This window comes from Flavivirga jejuensis, assembly GCF_030540765.1.
GTDB lineage: Bacteria > Bacteroidota > Bacteroidia > Flavobacteriales > Flavobacteriaceae > Flavivirga > Flavivirga jejuensis.
The window spans coordinates 632,910-646,259 of the sequence record NZ_JAUOEL010000002.1 but is presented as its reverse complement, the minus strand read 5'-3'; the positions used below and the strand labels follow the sequence as shown (position 1 = coordinate 646,259).

Genomic DNA, 13,350 nt, shown 5'->3' with positions numbered 1-13,350 from the left:
TGTTTAGTGTTTAATATTTGAAAATAACCAGGGTAATAATTTGGGTTCGGCAAAGGCGGAATCCCAACTATTATGGTTGTCTTTGGCATATAATGTGAAATTAGGTTTGCCTCCGTATTTTAAAATACTGCCAACCATATTTACAGAGTATTGTGGGTTTACAACAGTATCGTTTGAACCATGAAATACCCAAAATGGTGTGGTTTTAGCATAAGTTTTAGTCCCTTCAGGATTTCCTGCGCCACAAATAGAAAAAGCAGCAGCAAACAGGTTTGGTTTTCTATAAACAATTTCAAAAGTACCCATACCACCCATTGATAAGCCTCCAACATACACTTGGTTTTTTTGTATATATGGTTTTGAAACCATGTTATCTATTAGTAGCATCACTAATTCCATAGATTTGTTTGGGGCTACGTTAAGAGGGAATTCTATTTTTTTTGGAGTGTTATTTCTGTTGAAATTTGCATGGGCCCAAAAATCGTTTTTAGGACATTGAGGAAATATAATTATTGCAGGAAATTTTTCTCTGTTTTCTTCTGAAGCAAATAAAGCACTTCCGTGTACTAACTGTGATTCGTTGTTATGACCTCTTTCGCCAGCACCATGAAGGAACAAAACTAATGGGTATTGTTTTGATTCATCAAAGTTTTTAGGCAAAAGCATTCTGTAAAACAACGTATCTGATTGGTTTACAAAAGACTCTTTTGAGTATAGGTTCTGGTGTTGCGCCATTAATAAATTGGATATGCCTATTAAAAATATGACTAAAATGTATGTTATGTGTTTCCTTTTCATGATCATTATATGATGATTTAATAATTGAAACCTAATTTATCTAATCCTTTTTTAACGTCGGTATTTTGCATGAATAAATTCCAAAGTAATTCGGTTCTGTAATTTTCTATCATAACTATTTGAGGGCCTTGATCTATTGCTAAATAAGCATCTGCTACCCAATAATTATGGTGCGGACTAAAGGCATCATAAAAGCCAGCAGGCCCGAGTAGTTTGTCTTTATTCTGATAGAGATAGTGCATAAATTTTAGAGATTCTACAGGGGTATAGGGTATGGAACTAATGGCCGCTGTTGGAGAAACCACGCCTATATCGTTTGATGGACTATGAGCTGAATAGCCTATAGAGCCATCTGAATTTCTAGAATAACTGGCTGTTAACCCCCAGCAATTTTCACCATAATCTATATAGTTTTTCGGATTGGTAATGCAGTATTGACGGTTAATTTTTGTGTGATTAACGGCAAGATCCCAGTAATTACCATATTGATCTGTTAGATTTTTTGGATTAAGCCCTAAAAAAGAATAGTGACTAAAAAATAAAGGACCACCCAAGTTGGATCCCCCAGCGTGTTTTAAAACTAAAGGAAAACCATATTGTGTCGCAGACGATACTATATTTCCTGAGCTAGCCCAACCTTTTTCGTAAACATCTTTTGTAATACTATAATCTGGAGATGCCGCCCCCAAAATATAAGTAATCATGACTTCATTATAACCCGTTAGCTTAAGGTTTATATCAAAACCAACATTTGGACTCCAATGCCAGTATAATGCATCTTGACCCTGTGTGTACCAATTCCATTCTACGCCTTTCCATAATGTATCTGCTTTTTGAGCAAGCGTTTTTTCGGAATCGGTGCCATTTTTAAAATATTCGTTTACACAAATAAGACCTTGTACTAAAAATGCTGTTTCAACCAAATCGCCACCATCATCATTTGTGCTAAACGGAATGACGTTACCCGAATTACCATCAACCCAATGTGACCACGCGCCATGAAAACGATCTGCATTTTCTAAAAAAGCGAGGATTTTATTTAACCTTAAAATGCCTTGTTCACGAGTAATAAAATCGCGCTCTATACCTACTAAAATACTCATTAAACCAAACCCTGTTCCACCAGTTGTTACCACATTTTGATTTAGTGTTGGGTTTTCAGGATGATAGCGTTCTTTGGCTGCTCCAGAATTGGTTTCGGCAAAATCCCAAAAATATTTAAAGGTTTCTTTTTGGGTTAAGTCCATCATTTCTTCATCGGATAATGGGACAATAACAACAGGGTCATCATCAGAGCCAGGTATATATGGTTCTTCATAACCAGGACCATCATCTTTTTCACATGAAAAAAATATAATGCAGACTATAATAAGTGCGTATTTCGGCATCGTTTAATCGCTTTCTTTATAATTGAATCCTAAAGTATTAAGACCAGATTGTACATCTTTATGTGTCATAAATAAATCCCAGATCATTCCCGAACGGTGATTTTCAATCATAACAGGAATGGGGCCTTGATCTATTGCTAGATATCTTGGGGTGTACCAATTGTCATGCAGGCTAAAGGCATCATAAGGACCATATTTTCCTATTAGAGAATCATGGTCTTTATATAGTTTTTTAAGCATTTGCATACTTTCTTTTGGCGTATAAGGAAATGATGATAGCGCTGCGGTAGGTGCTATAACACCTAAATCTTTATCTGGGCGGTGTCCTTTATAACCATTTATAGAATAGCTTGATGTTAATCCCCATAGGCTATCTCCATAACCTTTAAAATTGCTAGGATTATCAACGGCATGTTTGTAGTGAATTTTAGCCTGATTTTGAACCAGTTTCCAATAATCTGCATATTTATCTGATAGTCCTTTTGGGTTTAATCCAAGGTATGAATAATGTGCCCAGAACATAGGACCGACAGGTGATTCGTCATGCTCGTAATAATCTAAGACTAAATCTTCATCATAAAATTTTTCGGATGATATAATGTCCCCATTTCTTGCCCATCCTTTATGGTAAACTGATGCTTTTATTGGATGTGTAGGTGATGCAGCTGCCAAAACATACATGATTAAACATTCGTTGTACCCGCCAACAGGAAAATTCATGTCCCATCCATATTCTGGCGACCAATGCCAATACAATACATCTTCACCTTTGGTATACCAATCCCATTCTACGCCGCGCCATAGGGTATCAATTTTAGAAACCAGCTGTTGTTCTTTCTTATTACCATTTTTAAAATATTCGGCAACTATTAATAGGCCTTGAACTAAAAATGCTGTCTCAACTAAATCACCGCCATTATCTTTTTTACTGAATGGATACATTTTACCAGTTTCACCATTTAACCAGTGAGGCCATGCACCATGGTATCTATCTGATTTTTCAAGAAAATCAACTATTCTAACAAAACGATGGAATGCTTGCTCTCTAGTTATGAATCCACGTTTTACACCCACTAAAATAGTCATAAGTCCAAAACCACTACCCCCCGTTGTAACTGTGTGTTTTGGTGAGGTTGGATAGATATTATCCATGTGCAAACGCTCTCTGGCTAAACCAGAAATAGGTTCTGCGCCTTCCCAAAAATAATTGAATGTTTGTTTTTGTATGGAGTCCAATAGTACGTCGTCGTTTATTACTATAGAACTGTTATTAGGTTTTGTTTTTTTATTTTCATTTGTGTTTTTTTTACAATTAAATAGGATTGTAAATAAAACAAATAAGACAAGTAATTTATTTTTCATAAAAATTGGCACGAGTGCGTTGATTGGTTTTAGCTGCATTCTTTAAAATGCAGCTAAAACTTCAACTAATTAAACATAAACAACTGTATTATAAGCTAACATTAATTAATTCCCTATGATAGTTTGTATTTCAGAATGAGAAAGTGTTTTGTTATATAAGTGTAAGTCATCTAAATAGCTTAAATCAGATGTATGACCCCAAGCTGTAAAACGAGGTACTCCAGACATAATAGATAATATATCACATTCTGTCCAGTCTACGCCTGTTATATCGCTTTCTGCTGCTACTTCACCATTAATATAAACGATTGCTTTAGAACTGGACATTGTAAAAGCCAAATGCACCCATTCGTTAGCAGTAGGATCAACATCTGCTGCAGTACCACCATCAACCCAAGTGTCTCCTGCTCCCGTACCAACATTCAATTTAAAACGTTGCATACCACCTGCATCTTCTCTAAAGAATCTAAATCCTGAGGTTCTGTTATTTTGAACATCTGGGAAACCAGCATTTTCTGTATCTGGTGGCCCCATAACAAGGATACCTGCACGATCTGGAGTGGCATTTACTTTATGCCACATGGTGGCACTAAACTCACTTGCTAATAATCCTGTGGAAGGGAAGGTTAAATAGGAATCTGTAGCACCTGCATACGCATTGGTACCTAACTTACTTTCTCCAGCAAAATCGGGTGTTCCCACTATAGTAGCATCTGCTCCAGATACTAAATTTTTATAAGCATCATCAAAAGGCATATACATGGTTTCACCGTCTGCTGGTGTGTATGGATTGGTAACACCGATAATATTTTGAATCTCACTTTGTGATAAGGCTGTATTGAAGAAACGAAGTTCATCTATAAAACTATGATCAGATTTATGATTCCACCCTTCAAAACGAGGTGCTCCAGACATGATGGATAGAATATCACAATCTGTCCAATCTACTGGACTGGATAAGGCACTTTCTTTGGCTAATTGACCATTGATATAAACACGTGCCTCGGTAGCAGAAATAGTAAATGCTAAGCTCACCCATTCGTCTTTATTAGGATCTACATCGGCAGCTGCACCACCATCAACCCAAGTGTTTCCTGCTCCTGTACCAACATTCAATTTAAAACGTTGCATACCGCTTGCATTTTCTCTGAAGAATCTAAAACCACCATTTCTGTTATTCTGACTATCTGGATTTTCTAAGTCTGGAGGTCCGATGACTAATACACCAGCACGATCTGGTGATGCATTTACTTTATACCATAAAACAGCAGAGATCTCGTTTCCTAACTGCAAAGTACTTGTTGGTAATGTAAGATAAGAATCTGTTGCTCCTGCGTATGCATTATTACTAGCTAATCCTTCACCTGCAAATCCTGGGGTACCTACTTCTGTAGCTCTGGTAACGCTAATAAACTCTGTATAATCACTTTCAAAGTCCATGTAAAGTGTTTCGTTGGCAAAAATGGGTAGGTAAGGTGGTTCTTTTTCAAAGTTAGCAGTTGCAGTCGTACTTTGCCCATTAATATCGGTAGCTACTATTTTCAGTTCGTGTTGCCCAGTGGTTAGATTGTTAAAAGGCACTTCAGCTAAAACGCGTCTGTAATCTTTGAAATCAGCCATGGTTGCAATTTCACTGTTATTAATCAAGACAGCAATGTTGTCTACTTCAATATCATCTGTAACTTCAAACTCAATGGTTATCGCAGCTACGGGGTCGTTCACTTTAATTTTAGTGCCTTCAACAGGGTATTTAAGGGTTACTTGAGGAGCGCCAGCATCTTGTCCTGGGTCAACTTCTGTTATTGGGTCTATGCCATCATTACATGAGAATACTATTAGTAAGAATGAAAATAATCCAATAATGATTTTATTTATATTTTTCATTTATAGTTTTTTATAATTAGTATTATATCTTGTCTAATCTAAAATAGGAAATTGGTCTACTTGACTTTGAGGGTAAGGCAAGAATGCTTTATCTGGGGAAAATGTTCTGCCATCGTAGCTTAATTCACTATAACGTTCAAGTCTTAGCATATCGTAATAACGTTTTCCCCATTCCATACCTAATTCTGCAAATTTCTCATCTATAATATCATCTAAAGTCACACTTGCTAATGGGGCTAAGCCTGCTCTGTCTCTAACCAAGTTTACTGCTTGAGTAGCAGTCAATCCACTTCCTGTACCACCTTGCGTTAATGCTTCTGCATGCATTAATAGTATTTCTGCATAACGAATAACCATATAGTTTTTGTTACTACCATAGGCTGTTCTTCCTGTAATGAGTTGATTTGATGGTAAATAATGCTTGCCGCTGGCAAAGAAAGCCCGAGCATAATCATTTATGATGTCGCCATCTCTGGTTGTATTTGAAATCCATGCAGGCAATGTAGCATATGCTGGGTCTGATTGTATTTCTGCAATACCTCTGTCTGTAAATAATACACTGGTTTCTAAACGTACTGTTTCATCACGATCAAGCATGAATTTGATAAATTTTAAACTTGGTTCGTAAAAACCCCAGCCACTTGAAGATCCATCTACTGCAGGTGTCCAATTCTGAGGACCATAAGGAGCGTATAAATGCGCTTCGTTAGGTTCGCCAGCACCAAGTCCGAAATCTGAGTATTGCATATCTAAAATAGATTCGTCACTTAATTTCCCTGGTGTTTTAAACAATTCATAAAAATCAGAATACAAGCTAAATTTATCTGAATTAATTATTTGACTGGTAGCAGCAGCTACTGCCTGATAATCTTTTAATTCTTGATTCGCCAATGCTTTTATAGCCAATGCTGTATATAGTGTAACGCCTCCTGGAAGATCTACGCGTTCATTGGGTCTCATATCTGGTAAAAAAGGCATGGCTTCATCCATTTGATCTGAAATGTGTTGCATGACTTCGGTTTGTGTCGGTAATTCTGTAACATCCAATAGGGCACCAGTATCTGAAGACTCTGTAATAAACACATCACCCCAAACACGAGAAATATCGAAAAGCATGATCGCTCTTAGTACTTTTGCTTCTGCGATATATTGCTCTCCTAAGGCAATACCTGCATCGTCTGCAAATTCCTGATAGCGTCCTATTTGCTCCATAGCAGTATGGGCTGTAATAATGTCTACATAAACGTTTTCCCATAAAGAGTTATACATCCAATAATCTTTATTGTAATTAAATTTGTCGGTTTCTGTAAAGTCTTGTTGGTCTCCCAGACCTCCAGAGTTCACATCGTCTCCTCTTACTGATGTTAATAATGGTTGTTCCCAACCTCTACTTTGATATGCTTCGTAAACCCCTACTATAGAGAGAATCATATCTTCAGTTTTTGAAAAGTCTGTACCTGCAGCAAAATTATTATTTCGCTCTGGCTCATCTATATTATCTGAACACCCTGCAAACACAAATAATGATGCTAGAGTTATCAAGAACATTTTTTTAAATAATTTCATATCGCTTTTTTTTTAAAATTTCACATTTACACCTGCAGTATATACTGCTGGAATTGGATACGTTTGGTTATCTACGCCATTTGCTACCTCTGGATTGAAACCATTATAATCAAATACGGTTAATGGTTTTTCGGCAGTAACGTATAACCTTATTGTTGGTAGTTTGCTAGATGATGATTTTTTATTTATTGTATAGCCTAAGCTTATATTTTGAATTCTGAAAAACCCACCATCTTCTATAAAATAAGAATTTAGGCTTTGATTCCATCCTTTACGAATTGCAGCGGCAGAAGGATAACTATTAGAAGTTCCTTCTCCGTGCCATCTGTTTATTGCAAAATCTCTATCTATATTTGTGTCGTTAGTAAAAATAACTTCGCCACGTTTTCGATTTAAGATTTTGTTTCCTCCCTGGCCTAAAGCGCTAATTGAAAAATCAAAAGCTTTGTAGTTAAATCCTAAATTAATACCATATTGATACGTGGGTAAAAATGAACCTAAAACCACACGGTCGTCGTCGTCAATAGTATCAGGGTCTCCGCCATTTTCTTTGTATTTGAAATCACCTGGAACTAAGTTGTTGGCAACTGCTACTGGGTCTGCTTGAATTTCTGCATCATTTTGATAAACTCCAATAACTTCTCTACCGTAAAAAGCAAATAAAGGTTCTCCAACAATGGAACGTTGCCTGAATTCTGCTGAGCCTGCGTCTAGAAATCCTGTTTCATTATTTAAATCTAATACTTCATTTTTTAGTGTAGATAGGTTTGCTCCAACACTATAGCTAAAATCATCAGAGACTCTTTTATTCCATTCTAGTGCTATTTCAAAACCTGTGTTTCTTATTTCTCCAACATTTTGACGTGTTGATCCTGGAATAAGAGGGCGTTCTACGGGTATAACAGCATCTTTGGTATCGCGAATGTAATAATCTGCTTCAATGGATAAGTTATTATCAAATAATCTTGTTGTAAGCCCTACATTGATTTCTTCGGTAACCTCCCATTTTAAAGCTGTAAAATCACTAGATGTATTTAAACCACTAAATCTGATATCTCCTAATGCTGTTTCAACAACCTCTGATGTTATAGAGCCTTCACTAGATGGTACTTTGTCATTTCCTAATTCACCCCAGCTGGCACGTAATTTCAGAAAGTCAAAAATGCCATTATTTTGCATAAATTGTTCGCTCGATACGACCCAACCTACACCAACTGTTGGGAAATAGCCCCACTTTTCCTGGTATTTGTTGGTGCCATCTGCACGAAATGTTCCGTACAATAAATACTTATCGTTAAAGTTATAGGCTATTCTTGTAAAGTAAGATGAACCATATTCTCGCCTACCATCATCAGTTGGATCTCCTAATGCTGTGGCTTGATCTAAATAATAAGCTTCTTCTCTTGAAGGAAATCCAGAGCCACTGGCTTCCAATTGTTCATAAGATTCATCTCTAAATGAAGCTCCTAATAAAGCTGTTAGGTTGTGTTTTCCAAATGTATTATTGTATGTTAATGTATTATCCCAAATTTGATTAGAAATGGTTATATTTTCTTTTGTAATACTAGAAATAGCGCGTTCATAATCATTTTCACTACTGGTGTCGTAAGGTAAACGTACTTCGCGATTTTCAATAGTTTCTAAATTATGATTATAGGCTGTTTTAAATTTCAAGTTTTTAGTTACACTTATTTCTGCATAGATATTAGCTAAGACATTTCTGATTTTTAGTCTATTCTCACTAAAATTTAATAAGTGTAAAGGGTTTTGATCGCCACGGTATCCTAAATCTGTTGCACTGGCATAATTTGTAGGGGAAAATTCTGCGTTATTTGAGTCAAATGGTGGTAATATAGGTACTGCAAAATAAGCAACACGCCAAGCCGAAGCTTCTGGGTCGTATCGCGTTGCATTGCTAAATACAATATTTGATCCTACTTTTAGCCTGTCATTTACCTGAAAGTCTAATTTTGTTCTGATGTTAAAACGCTCATACTCATTTTTCATATTAAGAATTCCTTCTTGGCCAAAGTAATTAGCTCCAACTGCATACGTTGCTTTTTCGCCACCTCCAGTTATACCAATACTATGGCTTGTAATTAATGCGTTTCTCATAATTACATCGTACCAATCTGTGTTTACATCTGGAACATTTGGGTTAACACGACTTCTACCATAGCGTTGCATAGCATTTAATATAAATTGCGCATCTGGAGCAGAACCAGATTCTAATGCAATAGTTGTGAACTGTTCTGCATTTGCCAATTTCAATACATTTTGTGCTACCTGAATTCCTGAGTAACCATTATATGTAATTTGTGCTTTCTGGTTCAACTTTCCAGAATTAGTTTGGATTAATACGACACCATTGGCAGCTCTAACGCCATAAATGGCTGCTGCAGAAGCATCTTTTAATACAGAAATTGAAGCAATATCTGCAGTATTTAAAAAATCGATATCGTCGAAAAACATACCATCTACAACGTAAAGTGGTCCTGATGCACCAGTATCATACGAACCGATACCACGAACCCGAACTGTAGGACCTTGTCCTGGGCTTCCTGAATTTACTATTTGCAAACCAGAAACCTTACCTTGCAAGGCTTGCATGGCCTGGGCAACTGGTGCTTTAGTGATTTCTTTAGATTTAATAGTCGTTATGGAACCTGTTAAATCGGCTTTCTTTTGGGAACCATAGCCAATTACTACGATCTCATCTAAAGAAGCAATATCTAATTCGAGAGATACGTTTACTAAATTTTGATCTTGAATTTCAACTAAAATAGTTTTAAATCCAATAGCACTGAACTCCAAGGTTTCTCCTTTGTTAACAGAAATAGAATAACTGCCATCAAAATCGGTGCTTGTTCCTCTATTTGTTCCTTTTACTATTACATTTACACCTGGGACAGGTATATTGTCTTCAGCACTTATAATAGTACCATTTACCAATATATCCTGCGCAAAAGCTTGGATTGAAAATAGAAAAATTAACAACAAAGTAAGTTTTGTTTTCATATAATTTTATTTAGAATGTTAGTTAGTACTAAATTATAAACTAAAGAAGGTGGTATAGAAAAAAGGCTTACACATAAATTACGTCAGAGATATTAAAACTTAAAAAAGTGCTTATTGACGTATGTTTTAACGGTGACAATAAACCTAAAATATTGATTTAATTTAAAAAATGACGTAGTTAAGACGTAGTTAGAAGAGAGGGAAAATGATAAAAATAGGGGGTGTTTATTTGAAATTTCTCAAATAATCGGCTAAAGATTTATCGTTTTCTAAATTTAGCTTGCGTTTTAGTCGGTATCTGTGTGTTTCTAATCCCCTAATTGATACATTCATTAATGGTGCAATTTCTTTGGTTAATAAATTCATCTTGATGTAGGCACATATTTTTAAATCTTTATGTGTTAACTGGGGATGTTTCGTTTTTAACTGATTAAAAAATTCCTCATGTACTTGATTGAAATTATATTCGAATATTTCCCATTCGTCTTCATGACCAATTGAATTATCAATCTTTCTTAATAAGCGTTTGTACATTAATATATTGTCAAAACCAGTTTTATTTTTTACAAGCTCACTTTTTATCTCAAGCATAGATTCGTTCTTTTTTACCAATGCTATGGCTGTATTAGCAAGTTGTTTGCTTTTTAATTTTATTTCGTTTTTGAGTGAGTCATTTTTAAGTTGGACTATTTTTTTATCATTTTCGATCGCTTTTTCTTTGAGCAATATTTCTTGCTCTCTGATAAGCTTGTTATGTAGCACTTTTTGCTCTTTATTAATTTTCCGTTTGTGAAGTGTGTAGGTAATTGAGCTAATAAGCAATGCTAATAAAAAGTAAAATAAACGGTGTTTATACCAGGGAGGTGCCACGCTTAAGTTGAGATCTTTTTTAGACGATATATCTCCTAAAAGGTTTGCTGTACGAAAATGTAGTGTATAATCACCGTTACTTAAACTAGATAATTCTAATTTTTCATTATCCATTTTTAACCAGTTTAAAGTGTCTGAGTTGGTTAATGCATATTCAAAATAATGATTACTTGAATTTGGTGATGCTATGGATATACTAATACTCTTGTTATAAGGGAGCTCATAAACACCTTCTGGGTTGATAGATACTAAATTCTTGCCAACTTCAATACGTTCTATATTTGGTTTTTGTAGAGTATCTCTTTTCGAATAATTGTTTTTATTAATTAGTACAAAACCATCATAAAGATTTAAAGTATAGATGGAATCTTTTATTTGGGAAACATTTTCGGCGTCAACTACAAGTCTTTTTTGAAATATTTTATTTGGTAGTTCGAGGTTATTATTTGAACTTAATGATGAAATAAAACTAATTTTATCTTTTATGTTTTTTGTAACTAAGATATCTGTATTGGGTTTTGAAATTATATTTGTGTCTTTACCAAACGTTTTGTTTAACAATGTGTTGGGTACAATACTGTCTATGAGTGCTTCGTATTTTTGCCAGCCTTCATTCGTTTTAAAACAAATATCATTTTTTACGTTATGAACTCTTACATTAAAATCGGACCATAGTCCTTTATTCTTATAATTCTCAACTTTTATGTTTTCATAATCTTTATCAAACTTTACTCGAAATAGTCCTTTGTAGGCATGAGCTACCCATGCAGTATACTGGTCTTCAAATTCTAAAAACTTAATTGGTATTGTGGAGCCTTCCAGGGCTTTGACATCCCAATTCCCGTTTACATATTTATATCTTACTAAACCCGTATAGGTACCTTGTATATATATATTATCTTGTTTTGGTACTTTTTTAATAACCCATCCTCCTGTTGAGCTTGATATTTTTTTTAATTTTTTGTCTTTTACTAAAAAAGTGCCATCATTATGCCCACAAAATAAATCGCCATTAATTTCTTTTAAATCCCAGACCTGCCCTTGTGAATCTTCTATGAATTTTAGTTTATTATCGTTGTTATCTAAGTAAAATAATCCTGTATTGCTTCCAATATATATAATGTTTTTGTAATTAATAATATCGTAAACGGCTCCTAGTTTACCAGAATTGTCTTTATATAACACATAGTTATAGTTTAAGTCTATGGATGAAATACCATTATCAAGCCCAGTCCATAATTTATTGTTACTTCCTAGTTCCAGGCTTAATACGGTATTATTTAATAAGCCATTTTCTTTATTAACATGGTATAGAATTTCTCCCGAATTATTAGTGATATAAATACCATTTTTTATGGTTCCAAAAACCATATTACCGTTTTTTAGTTCTAAAAAGTTATTGAGTTGGTGTTCTTTTATAGTTTTGTTAATTGGAGGGTTCCATACCTCAAGTTTTCCTTTGTTATATAGGTAGCAACCATTTAAAGCCGTAGTTATAAGTAATTTGTTGTTGAGTTTCGAAATTGAAATAACTTTGGAGTCGTACAATGCGACTGTATTTATAAATGGTATTAAATTATTGCCTTCTAAATGAAATATACCATCTTTTAATGTTGAAACATAAACATCGTTGTCAACAACATCACAGGAAATTATTGTAGACTCAAGTTTTATTTCAATAATTTCTTCATCTTCATATTTGTAAAGTTTTGTAAACGACCTGAAAAGAATGGCATTGTTATAATGTAATATTTGCCAAAATTCATCATCTGAAGGTTCTTTTTTGTCTTGAAAACTGCTTAATGAAGTATAAATTAATTGACCTTTATCATTTTTTTTCCAATACCCAAATTCTTTGTAAGAGCCTGTATATATTAAGCCTTTGTGAGCTAAAACAGATCTAACTATGGTTTTATTCGGCAGTTGGTAAAATCCCCATTTTAATCCGTCAAATTCAACAAGCCCTTTATCGTTAGCAACATATAACTTACCGTTCTGTGCAAAAGAAATATCCCAGTTTCGATTACCAGCATTAAACTCGGTTAATGAATAATTTTGAAAAAATGGTGTGTATTGGGCATGGATCTTACTACAGAATAAGAGCACTAAAATTAAAATAAAATTGCTTTTAAGGGATGCTATCATAATTGTGGTTAGCTTGAGAGAGCAGAGTTGAATTTAAACAAATTTAATCAATTTTAAAAGGATATTATTCTTTTAAAATTCTCTAATTCAATAATTATGAGGTTTAGTCAGGTGCTGTTAATTCAAAAATATTCTATGAGACAGCCCTTTATTTCGTTCTAATTTAGATGTGCATAGATAGTATTATTTACTAATTTATGTTTTAGAAGTTTCTTTTAATAGTTTCTTTATTGGTCTTAAATGCAGTAAAAAGGATGTGCTTTAGTCCATGTCGCTTTCAGCATCTAAAAACTTTTGACACGAATTCAGGTTTACAATA

7 protein-coding genes are annotated in these 13,350 nt (G+C 34.5%); all 7 read right to left on the bottom strand.

The genetic code is table 11. From position 1 onward, the window contains the following. Positions 1-3 precede the first annotated feature (3 nt). Complete coding sequence (locus Q4Q40_RS07625) at positions 4-798, bottom strand: carboxylesterase family protein (RefSeq protein WP_303301192.1); 795 nt, start codon at positions 796-798, stop codon at positions 4-6. A 17-nt stretch (positions 799-815) separates the two neighbouring features. After that, positions 816-2,186 carry a glucoamylase family protein gene (locus tag Q4Q40_RS07620; RefSeq protein WP_303301191.1) on the bottom strand — a complete coding sequence of 457 codons (1,371 nt, stop codon included), beginning with the start codon at positions 2,184-2,186 and terminating at the stop codon, positions 816-818. 3 nt (positions 2,187-2,189) lie between these two features. Next, positions 2,190-3,548: a glucoamylase family protein gene (locus tag Q4Q40_RS07615; RefSeq protein ID WP_303301190.1), complete on the bottom strand. Its 1,359-nt coding sequence runs from the start codon at positions 3,546-3,548 to the stop codon at positions 2,190-2,192. Between the two features lie 105 nt (positions 3,549-3,653). After that, a complete protein-coding gene (locus Q4Q40_RS07610) occupies positions 3,654-5,432 on the bottom strand; it encodes a LamG domain-containing protein (RefSeq protein WP_303301189.1) in 1,779 nt (592 codons plus the stop codon). 33 nt (positions 5,433-5,465) lie between these two features. Then, complete coding sequence (locus Q4Q40_RS07605) at positions 5,466-6,998, bottom strand: RagB/SusD family nutrient uptake outer membrane protein (protein ID WP_303301188.1); 1,533 nt, start codon at positions 6,996-6,998, stop codon at positions 5,466-5,468. Positions 6,999-7,010: 12 nt separating this feature from the next. Beyond that, positions 7,011-10,016, bottom strand: a complete 3,006-nt coding sequence (locus Q4Q40_RS07600; protein WP_303301187.1) for a SusC/RagA family TonB-linked outer membrane protein — start codon at positions 10,014-10,016, stop codon at positions 7,011-7,013. A 225-nt stretch (positions 10,017-10,241) separates the two neighbouring features. Next, positions 10,242-13,031 carry a helix-turn-helix and ligand-binding sensor domain-containing protein gene (locus tag Q4Q40_RS07595; protein WP_303301186.1) on the bottom strand — a complete coding sequence of 930 codons (2,790 nt, stop codon included), beginning with the start codon at positions 13,029-13,031 and terminating at the stop codon, positions 10,242-10,244. Positions 13,032-13,350: the final 319 nt, after the last annotated feature.